Consider the following 19066-nt stretch of genomic DNA (forward strand, 5'->3'; position numbering starts at 1 on the left):
CAAGGCCCCAAACTGGGAAGCTGTCATCAGGTGCCATCGGTGCCTTGCCAGTTCTAGCTAACCACCTAATCCCTCCAGAAGTCCTGGAAACGGTTCGAGGCCAGTTCGGTGTAGCGAACCGTGTGCTGGATGTTCTTATGGCCAACATCCTGCTGAATGGCACATGTATCGTGACCATCATTCGCAAGCTTGTAGCCGGTGGCGTGACGAAGCATGTGCGGATGAACTGGGAAGTCGAAGTCTGCATTCCTTCCCGCCCTGGTAATCATCTTTCGCACAGCTGAATCGGTGAGTGGTCCTTTGCGTTCCGTGACGAAAACGCAGGGCGATTCTGGATAGTCCCGCTTCAATCGACGCAGTGCTCTGATTTCGGGACCGCGAATCGGGTGGACTGATGGTGAGCCGTCTTTAGAACGACTCACCTGCATTCGACCACCATCGAGTTCCACCTGATTCCAGTCGAGAGCAACCAGTTCCGACACTCGGGACCCGTGGCGGTGGGTTACGAGAATCAGTGTCGAGTCGCGATGATCGTGGCGACCAACATTCGATGCGCCTTCATCAACCGAGTGACTTCTTTGTCTGTGAGGTATTCACGCGGACGAACATCGGCGTTCTTTGGATTCGTGGGGGGGGAACTTTCCCGAAAACGGTTAAATTCGGGAATATTTAGCACCCTAATCCAATCGCTGATTCATCATGCTCGCAACTAAAGGAAGTGTCAATCCTCGTGCACTTACGCCCCACCACCAAGTTCAGCGGTCGCCGTCACCGAAGCGACTTAACCTGCGTCCGAGTTTCAGGCCGACGCGTCTTCGCCGGTTGCCGTTTCGGCCCCAGAGTGCGGCATCCGCAGCCACACGGGCGCACTGGCTCGCCACCATCATGAGCGCTAGGCAGGACCGGCCTATCACGCAGAAAATATCGACCCCCGACGAAAAACCATTTGCTAAAATGGGACGCGCGCGATTAGCTGCCTGCGCATTAGACGGCACATTTGCGGACTACAGGTGAGAGGCAGTAACTTTCTTTAACCGAGTTAGGTGAAAGTATGGTGATGAAGAGGTTTTTGAATTTTTGGAATCAATTTATTCTGATCGCAATTTTGCTCACGCAGTATTCTTACGCAAAAGACTACGAAATTGTTGTATACGGCGGCACTCCTGGCGGCATTGCCGCCTCGATAGCGGCTTCAAGAGAAGGAGCTTCCGTCGTGCTTTTGGAACAGACCAAGCATGTTGGCGGCCTTAGCACCAGTGGGCTGAACCGGGATGAAGGCGAGCACATGATCCGGTGGACATTGGGGGGATTCTCCGAGCGATTCACCCGTGAAGCTGCCGCACGAAGCGGAACGGACCCGAATACGGAGGGAGCCCGAATATGGGCATCCAAGATAGCGGAAGAGCTGTTTCTGGAAATGCTTCATGAAGAAGGCATTCCAATCATATACGAGCAAAGGATCGAAGGCGTAGAGATGGACGGATCAAAGATCAAGGCTTTGAATGCGCGTGGCGGCAACAGCTATCGGGCCATGATCTTTATTGATGCCACTTACGAAGGCGACCTCATGGCAGCTGCGGGAGTCTCATATACCGTGGGACGTGAATCTCGCGACACCTACAACGAGTCCATGGCAGGAGTCCGTTACATGGACGAGAAGATCAAGGTTTCGCCTTACGACGAAAATGGAAAACTCCTGCCCGGTATCATGCCGGGCAAGCCACCGGAAGAGTTTTCGGCTAGTCAGGTTCCGCTTTGCTATAACGTTCGGCTCAACCTTTCCCTCGATCCCGCCAACCAGGTACCTATCGAGAAACCGGAAGGATACGATCCCGGGCAATACGAATTGCTGGTAGGGAGTTTTCACTCGGGTGAAATCAACAGGATAAATCAAATCCTCGGTTTGTATCGGATGCCCGACAACAAGCGTGAGCTCAACAACCGGCAATACTCTATCGTTTCGCTGAGCATGCCGGGCGAGCAAACACCTTGGGCGGAAGCATCTTTCGAGGAGCGAGAAGCCATCCACAAGAAATACCGCAATTACACGCATGGCCTGCTTTGGTTTTTGAAATCCGACCCCCGGGTGCCAGCAGCGATGCGCGAAGACATGGCTCAATACGGCTTTTGCAATGACGAGTGGAACGATAACAACCATTGGCCGTGGTATCTCTACATTCGCGCAGCGCGTCGCATGCAAGGCGAGTTCATCCTGACCCAGGCGGATGTCACAACAACCACGGACAAGGAAGATGTGATTCATATTGGATCCCATTACATTGATGCCCACCATGTCACCCGGTACGCGGTAGACCAGGATCACTACATCAACGAAGGTCGTATCTGGCAGGAAGGCGTGCCCTTTGACATCCCCTATGGGGTTATCACACCGAAATCCTCGGAATGCGAGAACTTGCTCGTGCCTGTTTGCGCTTCAGCAAGCGCGGTAGCCTTTTGTACAATCCGCCTCGAACCTACCTGGATGCATCTTGGTGAGGTTTCGGGTATGGCCGCTGCACTTTCCTTAGATGCGGGTGTCAACGTCCAAAATATTGAAATATCAGAAATTCAGGCGATGATTGCTAAAACCGGGATACCGCTTGAGTGGTCCGACACCCAACAAGACGCTGCAGCCAACGCGGACAAACCGCGTGACTAAGCTTCGACGTTAAGACGCGTCGGCTTCATCGTCCAGGGCCGACGCGTACTTTGGAGATGACTCGGGGAATTGCGTCTTGACGAAGTCGCCCTATCCTCAATTGCCTTCGATTAACAAATCTTGTTTGGAAATCCGCTCACTCGGCGGCCGCATCGCTGTAGTCGGGGCACGATACAAGACAGCCCGGCGAGTTTAGGCAGCTGCCTAATTTGTCCGGAGTTTGCGTCGGCCCTGCTTCATCGGCCGAAACACCTTAACGAGTCACCGGACTCCGGTGCTGTCCCTCCGATTCTAAGCTCAAAGGTGTACGATGAAAGACGTCACCTCCTGCAATTTCGGGGAATCCTTCGTCATGCACTCCTTCTGGAAATCTCTAACAGAAGGATATCTCGGCCAACCACACGTTCGGTCATCATACCGCCAATTCCACGAAATCGATGGGCAACCGCTTCTCCATATCCAGTTCGAATGAGCCGTAAGGATTAATGTGAGCGTAGATGAGTGGCGTCAACGCTCGGAAATCTTCGGCCGACATCTTTGCCATCCACGATGGTTCGGAGAGCACGTTCTGAATCATCAGCGTGTTCACGTAGACCATGCACGATTGCAACAAGTGGAGTGAGAGCACCGAAATTTCTTGGTCTTCAAGGCGATTGGTGGCCACCTCGCCACCCTTGCCGAAGAAGATGAAACCGTTGGTTCCGTTCCATCGCTCGACGACCTGAAGTCACTCGTGAACCTCTTGCCTGAGAGCTTCAGATTCGAGCTATCGGCAAAGAAACATCGTCCGTTTTACTTTGCCAAGTTCCAACAGTGCCTGATACGTCGGGTGCTTGAGATTGTCTTTCGTGAAGCGATTGAGGTCTTCCATCAACGCCTTAACCACTTTGCGTTCGGAACGAACGCCAATGCGATGAACAACTTGAATGAGCAGGTCTACCAGACCGTCGATGATTTCCTTCCGACGTTGCCAGCAGAAGGCTGCCACGAGCGTATAACGAATCTTTTCAGAATGGCGACGCAACTCACGTGGCGGTTCGGTTGCAGCACGAAGGCGATACTTTTGCATCACGGCGGTTGGAGTTTGCTGTAACAACCCATGCGGCAATTCGATGGTGACGATGCGTTCAAGCTTGGCGATTTCAGTCAGGACGCTTTCTAAGCTAGGACGACCTGGGTCGAGACGAAGCTTAGCGAACGGGGTGGCCTCTTTCTCTGATTCGGCATCGTCAGACGCTGTTAATAGCTCGTCCATTGCGGCTTGGCAGGCTACCCAACTAAAATTCAAACATTACATTTCGAGAATACAAAACGGGCAATCCCCCAATTCACAATTGCCTGAAAGTCTTCGACCACTGATAATGTGGAGATCGCCCACCCCAACCATTTGGAATAGCAAATATGAAAAGCTCACATTTCATTCTCAATACGGTTCATCAGCAACGGTTTGCCGCATTGTATTTTTTGATGTGTGTCACACCGATCACGGCCAATGCTGCTTCACCCTATCAGCAACAAGAAGACGTCGTTTTCGCGCAAAGCCATGGGGTCGCAATCACCATGGATATTTTCACCCCGCAGCAGAATCCCAACGGCCTGGCGATTATCGATGTGGCGAGTGGAGCCTGGAGTTCGGATCGAGGTAAGATTCGTGATCACAAGCGAGCTCTTATTTTCGACATTTTCTGTAAGCGGGGTTACACCGTATTCGCGGTTCGTCCAGGATCACTCAGCCGTTTTTCCTGTGCTGACATGGTTGATCACGTAGAACAAGCGATCAAGTGGGTCAAATCAAAGTCGGAGCAATATCAGATCGATCCCGACCGAATAGGAATTGTGGGCGCATCAGCTGGTGGTCACTTGGCATCACTCGTCGCTCTCCGCCAAAAAACACCCGTCGCGGCTGCGGGAGTCTTCTTCCCACCCACTGATTTTTTGAAGTTCGAGGGCAAACCGATTGATCCGCAGGAGCAAGACGGTTTGGGAGCACTTGCTCGAGCACTCGCATTCCCGGACGGTATCGACTCACTAACAGAGGCAGAGATTCAAAGTGGGCTAAAGTCAATTTCGCCCGCCCATCAAGTGACGGCGCAGGCACCACCTTTTTTACTGATCCATGGAGATGCAGACCGCGTCGTTCCACTCGAACAATCCGAGCGACTCGTTGCAGCGCTGAAAAAAAATGATGTGCCCGTTGAATTGATTGTCAAACCCGGTGGGGGACACCCTTGGTTCACGATTCCCGTAGAAGTGAGCAAGCTGGCAGATTGGTTTGACACCCAGTTGAGCAACGAAAAGAAATGACGGTCACAAAGCATGAGTAAGGAACTCGATGCGGTCGTGGTCGGAGCGGGTCCGAATGGACTCTCGGCCGCCATCGAATTAGCAAGATCTGGCTTTGAAGTTCAAGTGATTGAAGCCATGCCCCGCCCAGGCGGTGGAACTCATACCTACGAGTTGACACTGCCCGGGTTCTTACATGACCAATGCTCCGGAGTGCATCCCACCGGAATCCTTTCACCCTATTTCCGCCAATTGCCATTGCATGACTTTGGCCTGCGCTGGCTGCAAACCGAGGCCTCCGTCGCTCATCCTCTCGATGATGAACCTGCCGCCCTGCTCTACAAAAGCATCGACCAAACGGTTGACCAGTTTGGCCCGGACGCTCACCGCTGGCGTTCGCTATTCGAACCACTTCTCAGACACCCGAACGAATTATTGAGCGATCTACTCGGCCCCCTACGCCTCCGTCCGAGGCGTCCGCTGCAAATGGCAAAATTCGGAGCGATGGCAGCTTGGCCGGCTCGTCGTTTCGCCAGAACATTTTTTCGCGAGGAAAAAACTCGCGCTCTGTTTGCCGGGTGTGCTGGCCATGCGATTTTACCATTGGATTATGGGTTCACTTCTGCATTGGGTCTCATTTTCGCGATTTGTGGCCATATCGAACCCTGGCCGGTAGCCGCTGGCGGTTCGCAGGCGATTGGTGACGCGCTCGCCAATTATCTGACCAGCTTGGGTGGTCAAATTGTGTGCAATCAAAAAGTAAACTCCCTCGAACAACTCCCTGCGTCACGCGTTGTGCTCTTTGATTTGTCACCTAAGTCGATCATTTCAATTGCTGCGAACAACCTACCCAAAGGTTATCAACGACGCCTGCGGCGGTTTAATTATGGACCGGCAGCTTTCAAGATTGATTGGGCACTGGACGGTCCCATCCCATGGCAAGACGCAAGAGTTGCCACCGCGACAACGGTCCACGTCGGCGGAACACTCGATGAGATCGCAGCTTCGGAGCACGATGCCTGGTACGGAAAACACAACGATTCCCCCTACTTAATTCTCTGCCAACAAAGTCACGCAGATCCAAGTCGAGCCCCTGCGGGGAAACACACGGGTTACGCGTACTGCCACGTCCCAAATGGATCTCAGCTGGATATGACAGATCGCATCGAACGGCAAGTAGAACGTTTTGCACCTGGATTTCGAGACATCATCCTAGCTCGACACGTAACGCGTCCGAAAGATTTTGAAACATTCAATCCCAACTATGTTGGGGGCGCAATTACGGGAGGTGCTGCAAATCTAACGCAACTGTTTACGCGACCGGTGGCACGCTGGGATCCCTATTCGACACCCAACAAACGACTCTTCATTTGCTCAGCATCCACACCGCCCGGGGGTGGGGTGCACGGAATGTGTGGTTACTTCGCAGCTAGGTCAGCGATCGCCAGATTGTCCCGCTGAGATCTTCGCAATCGAATGACTTGGCCTCTTGAATCACCGCGATTGTTCTGTAAGCATCTGGAGCGAATCATAAGTACTCTCAAGAGTTGTCCGTAGAAATCGTCCCGTTTTCCTGTAAAGACCAAACTAAAGAATTCCGATGACCGCACTCGACGTTTTTGCGGTGATCATCTTGATCGTCATCTTGTTGGCTTTCATTTCAGCCTTGATCATCCTGGGAATGCCGCCCGGAAAAATCGCGCGGGACCGCAATCACCCGCAAGCCGATGCGATCACAGTTTGCGGTTGGTGGGGAGTGATCACGGTGGGCATCCTGTTACCACTCGCATTCATCTGGGCATCTACGAAATGCGAGACAACGGAAAAGCTCGAGGAATCGAGAAAAGAGGCCTGATCCTACAATGATCGTGTTCTTGACGCTTTGTTACGTGGGTTTACTCGCGTTACTGATTAAAATTGGGGTGATCAAATTCACCCTGTGGTGGAAATTGTCGCCGCTAATTTGGATGCTTCTTTTACTGGTGGTGCTGTTCATTCCGATGCAATGGGGAGCACCTTCTGGCTCGGTCAATGTATACGCCTATGTCGTTGAGATCATTCCAAATGTCTCAGGTGAGGTCATCGAAGTACCCGCACGAGGTCTCGAACGGCTTAAGAAAGGCGACACATTATTTCGTATCGATCCTGCACCACTCGAAACCGAAGTTGAACGACTTGAGGCAGTTGTTGCTGCGGCCGAACAGTCCGTACCGCAACTCAAGGCCGCAGTGGATGAAGCCAATGCAAGTGTCGATGAGGCAAAAGCGAAATTTGTAAAGGCAAAGCTGGAATTCGATCGGCAGCAAGCGTTGATCAAAAACGATGCCACCGCACAACGGACACTTGACAGAGCGTCCAGTCAACTGACCGTGGCTGAATCGACGCTGCGAGAAATGCAAGCAAAACTCGAGCAAAAGGGTTGATTGATCAATCGAACATCAACGGTATTAACACGTCGGTCGCCCAGGCTCGCGCTGCATTAAAGGCCGCGAAGATCAATCTTGCCTGGACCGATGTCAACGCACTCAGTGACGGGTTCGCCGTTGCAAACGCCTTGCGCCCGGGACAACGTGTCACAAGCATGGCGGTGCGGGGCTGGATGTCTTACGTCGTCACCGATGACATGCGATTTGCCGTTGCCATTGACCAATTCGCTTTGCGGCACGTCAAGTCAGGCCAACCCGCCGAAGTCACCCTAAAACTGTATCCGGGCGAAACTTTCCAGGCGACGGTGGAGGAAATTGTTTCCATCAATCATGAAGCTCAAATTCGACCCTCCGGGGAAATTCCCAAGAGCCCATCATTTGGAACTTCTCCCTACATGGTTCTGCTAACGCTCGAGAATCACGATCTCACCACCCGTGATTTACCCGGTGGATCTATCGGCACGGCAGCAATCTACACCGACGTCGCCAAACCAACTCAGCTGATTCGAAAAATCATGATTCGCATGCAGGCCTGGATGAATTATGTGTTTCCCTAAATAAAACGCTGATCGAATCTCGCCAGAATCAGGGAGATCGCCAGAATCAGGGAGATGCAGTGTGGCCAGATCCGCCCAGCGGGCCACGAAAAGAGCCTTGCCGGAAAGTCCAGAGAATGACAATCCAGGAAATCCTGCTTCGATTACAGGCGCTTACTTCCAACTTTGTTGCCTGAGTTTACCGAGAGGGCATCGAACAAATCGGGCTACCTAGCTACAATGCGCTGGCGTCGGTCTACTGGACGCCGTTTTAGTCGATTTCACCTATTAACTCTGGGGTTTAGGATTGTCATGGCGAAAGTCACAGTCAGCTTTGCTGCATTACTTATCGTTCTTGGTTGCGTGGGTTATTTCGGAACGACGCCCCAGCCAGCGGAATCAGGAGCAGCCGCTCCCACCGAGGAGACCTCGGGTGATACAGCCGAGCAATCTGATCCTGCCAAACGGTCTGTCACCGCGCTGATTCCCGCATTCGTCGGCGGGATTCTATTGATCTTTGGCCTTTTGGCTTTCAATGAAGGGATGCGGAAGCACGCGATGCATGGTGCCGCAATGATCGGATTACTAGGATTCCTCGCGGGAGCAGGACGCGGCTCGATGGGAATCGGAAAATTCCTTTCGGGTGATCCAAGCTTGAACCAGCGAAGTTTCGCCTTCGTATGGCTCATGGCGTTACTCTGCCTCGTATTTTTGATCATGTGCATCAACTCCTTCATCCAAACTCGCAAACGTCGAGAGCAAGCTGCAGCTAACTAGAAAGATGGGTTAGCTGCTGTAAAAAGGATGAATCATCGCTGGTGAGTGTCGGACGAGGGTCTAGCAGGCAGACAAGCCTGTGACTACGATCGACTTATGGCGAAACCGAGCCCCCTCGATTATGCCCTGTTAACAGGCATTGGCCTGAGCTGGGGCTCTCAGTTTATTCTCAATCAGTTGGCGATTGCCTCCATCCCGCCGCTGATGGTCGCTACGGGACGCGTCTTGATTGGCTGCGCTGTCTTGACCTCACTGATTTGGGCATTCCCCCAATTCGGTCGCTTCCAAGCGAACGAAACGGTCAAACAGCCTTGGGGAAAATTCGCGCTGATTGGTATCACGGAAGCAATCGTTCCTTACTTCCTCGTGCCATGGGGACAACAACACGTATCTGCGAGTGCTGCCGCGATTTTGCTGGCGACCATCCCCATCTTCACATTACTCCTGGCTCCAATCTTCATTAAAAATGAGTCCTACAACGTTGTCACCACAGTTGGCGTAATGCTTGGATTTGCAGGAGTCGTGATTTTAGTCGCGCCTCATCAACAAGCCTTTCTGTTGAGCGAATTATCTGGCGAGCTTGCCATTCTCGGCGGAGCCTTGAGCTTTTCCATTAGTCTGATTCTGATCAAACGCTTACCCAGCATCCCACCTTTACTGGTGATCCGGAATATTTTTCTGATGGCATCGCTGCCGCTCGTAGTCGCAACCCTGATCTGGCATCCACCTTGGACCCTCTCGATCTCAACGAAGAGCAGCTTGGCTCTGATTGCACTGGGAATCATCTGCGGTGCGATGGCGTACGCCATGTATATTTCATTGCTCAATCGTATGGGTGCCACGTTTACGTCTCTCTCCAGCTACCTGGTAACTCTATTCGGCGTGCTGATTGGCGTTGGCTTGCTTGGAAACCGACTCCACTCGAACGACTTGCTGGCAATGTTATTCATCATGGCCGCCCTTGGCGTTCATCAGTTTCGCCACCGCTAGTCGCCAATATTCCAGCGTTTGCTGAACCCTCACTATTTCGTTCAGATGGCGTCTGAATCGAAAAAGGTTCCCGATTTTTGATAAATTCCCACTTCTTGAAGCAGCACAAATTGCTATCGCTTCGCAAGAATTTATAATGGCCGGCTGATCCATCCATCCCTAGGAATTAAGTCATGTTACGAACCATTTTAGTGGCATCCGTCTTGATGGTGCTTCACGGTTTCTCCGCCCAAGCAGAAAACTGGCCCGGATGGCGAGGGCCACGAGGCGATGGGTCAAGTCAAGAGTTACAAGCTCCCATCGCTTGGGATGGCACGACCGGTGATGGAATCGCCTGGAAAACCGCCATCCCGGGAGAAGGTCATTCATCCCCTGTTATTTGGAACGATTGCATCTTCCTGACGAGTTGTCTGCCTGACAGCCAAGATCGCGTTCTGCTTTGCCTCGACCGAGCAACCGGAAAAAGACGTTGGCAACAAACCGTCTTTACGGGATCACTCGAGTCGATTCACGCGCTCAATAGCCGAGCTTCTGCAACTCCTGCCACCGATGGCCAGTCGATTTTCGTAACGTTTCAACAAGTAACAGGTCAAAAAATCCCGGCACCTAACGTTGGTAGCGATCGCTTGATTACTGCGGGAAGACTCATCGTCGCGTCTTACGATTTTGACGGCAACCGCCAATGGCTCGTCACACCGGGCGATTTCATCAGCGCTCATGGGTTTAGCAATTGCCCGATACTCTACGAAGACCTCGTCATCGTGAATGCAGATCACGATGGAGATTCGTACGTTGTAGCGCTCGACAAAAAAAGTGGCAAGGAAGTCTGGCGAAAAGATCGACAACACAAGATCCGTAGTTATGTCACACCGTTAATTCGCAACATTGACGGTCGAACTCAGATGGTGTTTTCAGGTAGCAAACACATCATCAGTCTTGACCCACGCAACGGCAACACTCACTGGTCAATTCAGGGGCCAACGGAACAATTTGTTGCGTCGCTCGTTTATCACGATCATCTGTTCTTTATGACCTGTGGCTATCCCGATCATTTCGTGATGGGCATCCGAGCGGATGGTCAAGGAGACGTCACGGATTCACATGTTGCCTGGGAGACCCGCGCGGCTCGTTGCTATGTTCCGTCACCGGTCGTCATGAACAATTTCCTGCTGATCGCCGACGATCGCGGTACGGCCAACTGCTTTGATACAAAAACTGGAAAACGCCACTGGCAAGAACGACTTGGTTCTGGATTCAGCGCTTCGATGATTCACGCCAAGGGCTTATCCTACTTCATTGCTAACGACGGTCGTACAAAGATTGTCCGTCCCGGCGCTCAACTAGAAATCGTGAAGGACAACGAACTTGGGGAAGCTGTTTCCGCTTCACCGGCGATCAGCGATGGCCAGTTATTCATTCGCAGTCACAATTCACTTTTCTGTATCGAATAAGCGCGGCAACTGCAACTCGCCAACAATCCCCAAATCTTATCGCAGGATGATCGGTAATCGGGTTCGATCCGCAGTGGCATCGAGAACCACAAGGCGATAGTCCGGGGGCCCAAACCGACCGCGAGCATCATTGGAAAACCCATAAACCTCAGTCGGTATTCCCAACGCGTTCCTATTCAACACACCGTCGTTGTTTGCATCTTGAAAAGCGGCAATGGCATATTCCCCCGGAGGAAGTTCGGAAAGATTGACATCCACCGTTTCCCCATCGGCGGCACACCAAGCCAGCCTCAACGCTTTCGCTTGATCGGGAAATACGTGGGGATTGTCAAAAATGGCGATTTGAATCTTCCCCTTTCCCGGCTGAACGCCGGCAATCTCAATTAGCAGTTCCACCGAACGATTCACCGTCTCCCGCTCTGGATTGGGCGCCTCATCTCGAAGACGAAATCGCTTTTTATTGCCTACCGCCTCAGCCACGGTCACGTCCAATGGCTGATTGTCGACTAACTTGCCGATCGTTTTTGGCGGGACTTGGAGCTTGTTCAATTGCCATCGAATACGCGTGACTTGAATCGTCGAAAAGCCCAATACACACAGTAATACCACCAAAACAATTCGATAAGGTTTCACGACATCAACCTCAATTGGAGCTAAGCAACTGTCCAGCGGTCAGCAAAAACTCGTGCAACAATCGCCAGATAAAGTGCCATCACAATCAGTACCGTGACTTCCTGTGTCAAATCGGTAACAGGCAGGTCGTACCAAAATACTTTCTTAAATCCATCCAAGGCCCAACCGTTGAAAGTCAGCTTCCCCATTTTCTGCATGCCATCGCTCATGATAAAACGAGGCACCATACTTCCACCGAGGGCCGACATCGTGAGGATGAGCACGACGGAAATCCCATTCAATTGATTGCGAGTTCGACAGAACACGGCCAGACAAATCGCGAGGCTGGCCGTCGCTGCGGCAGTGCAGCCCGCCATCACAATAAAACCGGAAAGGTGCCCAAAAAGATCGACGCCAAATACCATCTGAGCCCAGACAAACATGACCGATAGTTGCGTGAATCCAAGCACCGTAATAAACAGCCACTTCCCGATCAACAATTTCGTCAGTGTTAATTGACTGGTCAACAAACGATCAAGAGTTCCGGCTTCATGTTCCTCAAGCAAACTTCCACCCGCGCCACTGGCTGAAAACAACAGAAACATCACCGCAATTCCGGCCGCGTACATGGCAATTTTCGGATCGTGTTTATTGACATCAAAGACGTCTGTCGACTCAAACTCGATCATGCCACCCGTCAAGCTGGGCGTGGTCACTTTAAGTGACGTACTGGGTAAACGATACATCGGCTGTTGTACTGACGGTCGGTCCGTTCTGTCGCGAACCGGCTCGACAGTGCGAAGATCAAAGCCCTCCGACGACTGCTTGGCAAGCGACATGGCGAAAGCTCGCGAAAGTAGTGCATTCACCATTTCGCTGGCGACCGGGCTGGTACCTTCTCGTAACAGGTGAACTTTCAGCCCCGTCCCTTTTCGCAAACTCTCTTCCAGTCCAGGCGGAAAATGAACAACGACAGCCGTCTTTCTTTGTTGCAGAATTTCACGGGCCAGTTTTCCGATAGGCCACTGCAGATTGGTTTGTCGGATACGATCCGGAAGCTCCAAAGCGGACTGTTGATCGAGATTCAGGCGTACTTCTTGCGTCAAGGCCGACTGATCATCATCAACAATTGCGACTTTCACACGGGTAAGATGGCTCCCAATCCCTCGACTAAAAATCAACGCAAAGATACTGAAGAACAGAATTGGTACAATAAACGTCAACGCCAATTCCTGCTTATTATTCCAAAGACGCAGCCAACCGATTTGGAAGACAGTCCGAATCATTCTCGCAACTCCTTCCCCGTCAAATGCAAAAACACGTTTTGCAACGTTGGCCCTTGCAACATGACCTGATCGATGGGGCCTTGCGAATGCTGCAAGCTTTCCATCAGGGCAGGCAACTCGTCGGCAACATTGGTCAACGTACAGGTTCCCAGCGTACGATCTTTGTCCAAGCTAAAACCAGATGGCAGGATTGTGGGCGGCGAGTGAAACCGCACGCTTAAGCGCTGATCGGAGCCGATGGTATCTGCGATCAACTGCTGAAGTGTCCCCGAAAGAATGACTTGGCCTTGGTCAACGATCGCAATCCGATCGCATCGATGCTGTGCCTCATCCAGATGATGGGTCGTTAACATCACGGCTGTTCCTTGGTCGCGCATTCCGCTAAGCATCTCGTAAATTCGTTCGCGACTTTGAGGATCCACACCGACAGTAGGTTCATCCAATAGCAGGATACAAGGACGATGTAGAACGCTGCAGGCAATATTCAGCCGGCGCTTCATTCCACCTGAAAAGGTGTTCACCAACTTTCGACGTCGCGTTTCCAAGTTCGACCAATGTAATGCCGCATCCACTCGTTCCCTCAATTCGCGTCGTGGAACCGCGTGTAATTTCGCAAAGGCGAACAGATTTTGCTCCGCGGTCAAATCTTCGTACAACGCCAATCTTTGCGGCACAACGCCCAATTGCTGGCGTTGCTGTTTCCCCTGTTGAGGAAATCGAATTTGGCCACTGTCCAGTCTTGCTCGACCGGCAAGACACTGAATCAATGTCGTTTTACCCGCACCATTCGGCCCTAAAAACCCAAGTAACTCACCGGCATGAAGATCCAGGTTGATGCCTTTCAGCGCAGGCGTCTGGCCATACGATTTCCAAGCATCGCGAATAGCCAAGACAGGTTCAAGCGTGGTGAACATCGATTCTTCTTTTCTAGCTCAAGCCGAAGCCGCCGGATAAGCACGTCCACGCCAAGTCGCTTGCGTACCCCAATAGTGATTCAAGAGTGCCCACCATTGCAGAACCAGAAACAACACAATGGCCAATGGGAACAGGCAAGTCGAGAACCAGGCACGGTCAAAACGGAAAGCCGCCAAGACACGAGGCAAATAGGAAGCAGCCATTCCGATCATCGCCATCGGGGGAATGGCCTCCGAACTGAACAACCCCATCAAGCCCACCACGGTAGGCGCGACATACCCCAGCACCATTAGCACCGTAAAGGGCACGATCAGACGTTCGTTTGCAATCCCCTCGTACGCATTCTTCTCCAAACCATTCCAGGTCTGCTGCCATCCATGATACATCCGACAGCTGGCAATATCGCTTGCGTCAAAAACATCCGTTTTCAGACGAGCCTGTCGGAATTGGCGAGGCAACTGCACGCCGTCATGAAGAGAGGCCTTGACGGTTGCATGGCCACCAACTCGCTCGTAGGCCGATTTTGTCGTGAGAAAAAATTGCCCACAACCGGCCGATGCGCCTTTCATCAAAGTCCGTCTCATCAGCACGAAAGGCAAATAAGTCAGCAAAACGATGTGCATTAAGGGAATCAGCAACGCCTCCCCCAGCGATTCCACTTGCTGCTTTGGAAATCCACTTAACAAGGCTACCCCGACACGTTGATATTGGGCCACAGCACGGCAAATCGCATCCGGCGTGAGATGCACATCAGCATCGAGAAATAGTAAATGCTCATGACTGGCTTGAGTTGCCAGTTGTTGACATGCATACTGCTTGCCACACCATCCCGCTGGCAACGGCTTTCCCTGAACCAATCTTACGCGTTCATCGTGAGCTGCGATCTGGATTACTGCCCGATCGGTCCCATCGTCACTGTGGTCATCCAAAACGATCACCTCTAGCTCGACGTCAAGGTTTGCCAGCACCGCGTCGAGCGTTCTCGAAATGCGATCTACTTCGTTCCTCGCAGGAATCAACACAGATACTGTCGGACGCGAATCAAGAGCGACGACTTTCCCCCCAGCTTTCCGAAACAGAACTAGATTCACTACGAATAAGATTGCCGATCCCATCGCGCAAACACAGGCCCCAATCGTCAGCGGTTCCATCATGATGGTACTCCTTCACCACGGCAGTGGCGTGGGTCGAACGATTGCCTGCGCAAAATCGCCTTGGTCCGACGCACCAGATCGTAGCCGCCCCCCACTCCAGCCGAACCGGAAAGCAGGAGATCAAACGTTTTGTAATCACGTGCAACGGCTTTCTCCGCCAAGCTTGCTTGGGTCTGAGCAAGCCGTTCCTCAAGAAAGTTTTGCCACTGTGACTTCGATTGTCGTTGTCTTTGAATTTCGATCGGTTCGCCGAATTCGATAAGAGCTTCCGGCGTCCGTTCTTCCCAAAACACGTATTCGAAGGCCACAGGCAAGAGTGTTGCCTTCTGCTTAGATGCGGCGATATGGGCCAAGCCTGGCTGGAACTTCGTTCGTCGCCTGACATCAGAAAAGGCACCTCCCGGCGTCACCCAAATGGCGGTAGTAGGATTCAGCAACAACTGTCGCGTGACCCCTAAGAATTGCCGCGCACCTTCGATCGAATCCATTTCGATCCCGTAGAACCCCAACTGCCGAAAGACCGGATACTGCGCCAGCGACTGCTGATCGATCGGCGTAAAAACAACCCGCCCCGGAAAGCAGAGCTGGTTGGTCAAAAATGCGAGCAGAGGATCCCACCAACCGGGATGATTCACGAAACAGACAAGGGATTGGTCGGAAGCAATTGCCGGCTGCGAACCGCGAGCCACGCGTACCGCATTGAAGTTCTTTCGCAGTAATCGCCGGCTATACCAATGGAAGCCGCCCAGCAAGAAGCGGGATACCTTTGGCAAACTCCTATCGCTGAATGTGATTTTTTCGACATCCAGGCTGGCATTCGTAATCGTTTCATTCACGTCGCTCATGTTCTCCCTCGAATCGAACGATCGATCCAGCGCTAAGCGGCGGCGGAAGTTTGAGTTTTGACTGAGCTTGAGCTGGCAATATCTTGATGCAGCGAATCGGCAGCGATCCATCCCGACATCAGCACCATCGGCATTCCTGGCCCTGGATGTGCTGCACCACCTGCTAGGTACAGTCCCTGCAAGTCTCGACTGCGATTTGCAGGCTTGAATCCGCCCATAAACCGCCCGTGGCTTGCCAAACCATAGATAGCACCATTCAAGACATGGTAACGACGATCGATATCCTCTGGAGTGAGTTGAGACTCAAATACGATGTTCTCTTCGATGTCCTCCATTCCGGCTGTTGATCGCAGCTTTTCTAAAATCGTCTTACGATAAGCAGGTAACATTTTGCTCCAATCATGATGGGAGCGAAGGTAGGGTGTGTGAACAAGCACGTATAACGCTTCTCCCCCGTTGGGCGCGACCTGGGCCTCGGTCATCGCTGGAGCGCAAACGTAGCAAGTTGGATCAGGTGCCAGCTCACCCTGACGATAAATGGAGTTAAATTCTTCATGCGGATCGCGAGAAAAGACAAAATTGTGATGCAACAACTGATCGTACCGTCGTTTCAAACCGAGATAGAGCACCACGCCCGAACAGGCAGGTTCGTATTTACGACGTTTCATAAAGTTTTGCTCCGCTGCCCCTCCGATTAACTCTCGATGCGTTCTGACCGAATCCGAATTCGAGACCACGAGCGTGGAGGCGATCTTTTCGCCGCTCTGTAGCCGAATTCCGGTGACGCGCTGCTTTTCAATTTCAATGCGTTCCACAGCTGCATTGGTTCGATACTGCACGCCTAATTCAGTCCCGAGCTTGATCAACGCTTCCGGAACGGCTCGCGTGCCACCCATTGGATACCAAATGCCTTCATCCGTCTGCATGTGCGCGATACCACATAAGACTGCGGGAGAGGCTTCGGGGGATGATCCGACGTACTGCGTAAAGTGATCGATCATTTGAGCTACACGCTCTTCGGGAACGCACTTCCGAACCAAGCCGGCAACCGTGCGTCCCATTCTCAGGCTAAGCACATCAGACAACACGCTTGGCGAAAAGGTCGTCCCTGCGTCAAACGTGTCGCGAATCGACTCGACACTCTTCCAAAAGAAAAACCGATTCGAGACATCATGCAAACGTTCGGAAATGGCCATAAAGTTTCCGTAACCGTCGCTCACAGCCTTGTTCCCACCTGAGAACCGATCGATATTTCCCTGCATCACCTTGGTATTCGCAACGAGATCCAGCCGGGAACCATCGTCGAACATACAGCGCCATTGGGGATCAAGCTCAACAAGATCCAGATACTCATGCATCGGTTTATTGGCTTCCGCAAAGATGCGGCGCAGAACGGACGGCAAAGTCAGAATAGTAGGCCCCATGTCAAAACGAAATCCCTCTTCGCTCAACACGGCTGCTTTTCCACCAAGCCAATCGTTGCGTTCGAGCACAGTAACGGCGTGGCCCCGCGCGGCCAACGTACATGCCGCTGCCAATCCCCCCAAACCCCCACCAATCACTGTGACTGATTCACTATGAGACATTCTTCGATCCTCCGATCAAATATTTTTTCGCTTCCAGCTTTGTTGATCAACAATCGCTTTCATTACCGATCTCAAGCCAAACACTTTTTCCCGCAGCGATGGTCCATGTGCCATTCTCAAAAACCCCGCCAACAAATCGGCATCAAATGGCGTGGGGTGATCCAAGTGCGGTAACCAGCCACTATTTTGAGAAACCACTGATTTTACTTGTGTCAATTCTTCTAATCCGACCGCCCCACGCGTGACGCCGAATCCACTTTGCCGGCGACCGCCAAACGGAACGCGTGGATCGGCCGTTGGGGCGATCATGTCGTTAACCACGACACATCCGGCGTCAACTTGACTCGCGAATTGATTCGCGGCACGTCGTTCTCCAAATACTGTCGCCCCCAAAGCATAAGGACATGTTTCGTTGATTGCCTTCGCCTCCTCCATGTTGGCGACGGGAACCAAGCAAGTCACGGGCGCGAACACGTCTGCCGAGAAGATCGGCATGGAGGCATCGACGTCGGACAGAACAGTCGGAAGCAAATGCTCCTCGCCCCCTTTCTGGACGTCAATTCCACCAATCACCGTGCGAGCCTTGCGTTTGAGAGAATCTTTTACCAACGTCAGTGCTCGCTGGTCATTGGGAACATCATTCTGAACGATCCCCTTCCCATGCTGGTGCAGTAATTGCTCCAACTCAGCCAGGCGTTCGGTCCCAACAAACACCCTTCGTGGCGCGATACAAGTGGCACTGTTATTGAACCGCAATCCAAACAACAACGCTCTCACCACACGATTAAGCGGAGCACTGGAAAGCACAAACACAGCGTCACAGCCAGACAACTCCATGGCGGACGGCGTGAGTGTCTCGGCAAGCAGAGCTTGGACCTTCTTGCCAGTGTCAGCAGATCCCGTCAGGAGCACCTTATCCACACCTGCAGTTAAAGCTTGCTGCACCGACACGTTGGCATCCGGCAGGACTTGCATTAAGTCAGAATCGAGGCCAGCTTCGACCATGAGTTCCCGTAAGGCATTCACCGGTGCGGAGGCATGCAGAGCGGGCTTGACCGCGACTCCGTTACCGGCCACCAACGCCTGCAGCGTTTGGATTCCCGGCAAGAACAAGGGATAATTCGCCGCTCCCACGATTAACACTAGGCCAAACGGATCACGACGAAGTTGAACCGACACACCGCGCAACCAAACCGGCCGACTCCGACGACTCAATCGTCGAGGTGCCAGGATACGATTTGCATTCTGTTCGAGAAACCGACAGGCGTCGGCTAAAGGAATAATCTCAGCCGCTAATGTCTCCGCAGTCCCATTGCGGGACGGATAGGTCACCTTCGTGGCAAGCTGCTCTGCATGCTTAACTAACAAAACACGCATTCGACGAACCCAACCAAGCCGCACTCGCAAATCCGTTTGTGACCACTTCATTTGGGCGGCGCGAGCGCGAACCAATTTCGACTCAACCTCGCCTAACGGCAATCGGCTTACATTTGGTGAAGCCCGCGAAATCTGCTGCTGTTCAATTGCGTGTGAAGTCATGTCCAGC

General features: G+C 52.4%; 17 protein-coding genes and 1 pseudogene. 9 read left to right on the forward strand and 9 right to left on the reverse strand.

Annotation, left to right across the window (positions count from 1 at the left end):
* Positions 1–65 precede the first annotated feature (65 nt).
* A complete protein-coding gene (locus P8N76_06605; GenBank protein ID MDG2381328.1) occupies positions 66–593 on the reverse strand; it encodes a tyrosine-type recombinase/integrase in 528 nt (175 codons plus the stop codon).
* 464 nt (positions 594–1057) lie between these two features.
* Here P8N76_06605 and P8N76_06610 point away from each other — a divergent pair, with 464 nt between their 5' ends.
* Positions 1058–2659, forward strand: coding sequence for an FAD-dependent oxidoreductase (locus P8N76_06610; protein ID MDG2381329.1), 1602 nt, complete (start codon positions 1058–1060; stop codon positions 2657–2659).
* Between the two features lie 412 nt (positions 2660–3071).
* On the opposite strand, the pseudogene P8N76_06615 reads toward P8N76_06610, so the two are convergent.
* Positions 3072–3515: pseudogene (locus P8N76_06615) on the reverse strand (Tn3 family transposase).
* 545 nt (positions 3516–4060) lie between these two features.
* Here P8N76_06615 and P8N76_06620 point away from each other — a divergent pair.
* The 8 genes from P8N76_06620 (at position 4061) to P8N76_06655 (ending at position 11122) form a co-directional block, all read left to right on the forward strand.
* A complete protein-coding gene (locus P8N76_06620; protein MDG2381330.1) occupies positions 4061–4963 on the forward strand; it encodes a prolyl oligopeptidase family serine peptidase in 903 nt (300 codons plus the stop codon).
* A 12-nt stretch (positions 4964–4975) separates the two neighbouring features.
* Positions 4976–6403 (forward strand): NAD(P)/FAD-dependent oxidoreductase, encoded by a 1428-nt coding sequence (locus tag P8N76_06625; protein MDG2381331.1) that lies wholly within the window; start codon positions 4976–4978, stop codon positions 6401–6403.
* 139 nt (positions 6404–6542) lie between these two features.
* Positions 6543–6797 (forward strand): DUF3302 domain-containing protein, encoded by a 255-nt coding sequence (locus P8N76_06630; GenBank protein MDG2381332.1) that lies wholly within the window; start codon positions 6543–6545, stop codon positions 6795–6797.
* A 7-nt stretch (positions 6798–6804) separates the two neighbouring features.
* A complete protein-coding gene (locus P8N76_06635; protein ID MDG2381333.1) occupies positions 6805–7365 on the forward strand; it encodes a hypothetical protein in 561 nt (186 codons plus the stop codon).
* Positions 7362–7925 carry a hypothetical protein gene (locus P8N76_06640; GenBank protein MDG2381334.1) on the forward strand — a complete coding sequence of 188 codons (564 nt, stop codon included), beginning with the start codon at positions 7362–7364 and terminating at the stop codon, positions 7923–7925. The genes P8N76_06635 and P8N76_06640 overlap by 4 nt, the downstream gene beginning before the upstream one ends.
* Before the next feature lie 291 nt (positions 7926–8216).
* Complete coding sequence (locus P8N76_06645; GenBank protein MDG2381335.1) at positions 8217–8681, forward strand: hypothetical protein; 465 nt, start codon at positions 8217–8219, stop codon at positions 8679–8681.
* A gap of 96 nt (positions 8682–8777) precedes the next feature.
* Positions 8778–9671, forward strand: coding sequence for a DMT family transporter (locus tag P8N76_06650; GenBank protein MDG2381336.1), 894 nt, complete (start codon positions 8778–8780; stop codon positions 9669–9671).
* A gap of 173 nt (positions 9672–9844) precedes the next feature.
* Positions 9845–11122 (forward strand): PQQ-binding-like beta-propeller repeat protein, encoded by a 1278-nt coding sequence (locus P8N76_06655; GenBank protein ID MDG2381337.1) that lies wholly within the window; start codon positions 9845–9847, stop codon positions 11120–11122.
* Between the two features lie 36 nt (positions 11123–11158).
* Here the strand turns inward: P8N76_06655 and P8N76_06660 are convergent, their stop codons facing one another.
* From P8N76_06660 to P8N76_06690, 7 genes are read right to left on the reverse strand one after another with little or no spacing between them, the layout of a single operon-like run.
* Entirely contained in the window at positions 11159–11755 is a 597-nt protein-coding gene (locus tag P8N76_06660) for a DUF2141 domain-containing protein (protein MDG2381338.1), read from the reverse strand.
* A gap of 20 nt (positions 11756–11775) precedes the next feature.
* Positions 11776–13020, reverse strand: a complete 1245-nt coding sequence (locus tag P8N76_06665) for an ABC transporter permease (protein ID MDG2381339.1) — start codon at positions 13018–13020, stop codon at positions 11776–11778.
* Positions 13017–13934 carry an ABC transporter ATP-binding protein gene (locus P8N76_06670; GenBank protein MDG2381340.1) on the reverse strand — a complete coding sequence of 306 codons (918 nt, stop codon included), beginning with the start codon at positions 13932–13934 and terminating at the stop codon, positions 13017–13019. Before P8N76_06670 ends, P8N76_06665 begins: the two co-directional genes overlap by 4 nt.
* Positions 13935–13952: 18 nt before the next feature.
* Positions 13953–15089 (reverse strand): glycosyltransferase family 2 protein, encoded by a 1137-nt coding sequence (locus tag P8N76_06675; GenBank protein ID MDG2381341.1) that lies wholly within the window; start codon positions 15087–15089, stop codon positions 13953–13955.
* Positions 15086–15934, reverse strand: a complete 849-nt coding sequence (locus tag P8N76_06680; GenBank protein MDG2381342.1) for a lysophospholipid acyltransferase family protein — start codon at positions 15932–15934, stop codon at positions 15086–15088. The genes P8N76_06675 and P8N76_06680 overlap by 4 nt, the downstream gene beginning before the upstream one ends.
* A 32-nt stretch (positions 15935–15966) precedes the next feature.
* Entirely contained in the window at positions 15967–17520 is a 1554-nt protein-coding gene (gene crtI / locus P8N76_06685; GenBank protein MDG2381343.1) for a phytoene desaturase family protein, read from the reverse strand.
* 15 nt (positions 17521–17535) lie between these two features.
* Complete coding sequence (locus P8N76_06690) at positions 17536–19059, reverse strand: aldehyde dehydrogenase family protein (protein MDG2381344.1); 1524 nt, start codon at positions 19057–19059, stop codon at positions 17536–17538.
* Between the last annotated feature and the right edge of the window lie 7 nt (positions 19060–19066).

Source organism: Pirellulaceae bacterium, from assembly GCA_029243025.1.
GTDB lineage: Bacteria > Planctomycetota > Planctomycetia > Pirellulales > Pirellulaceae.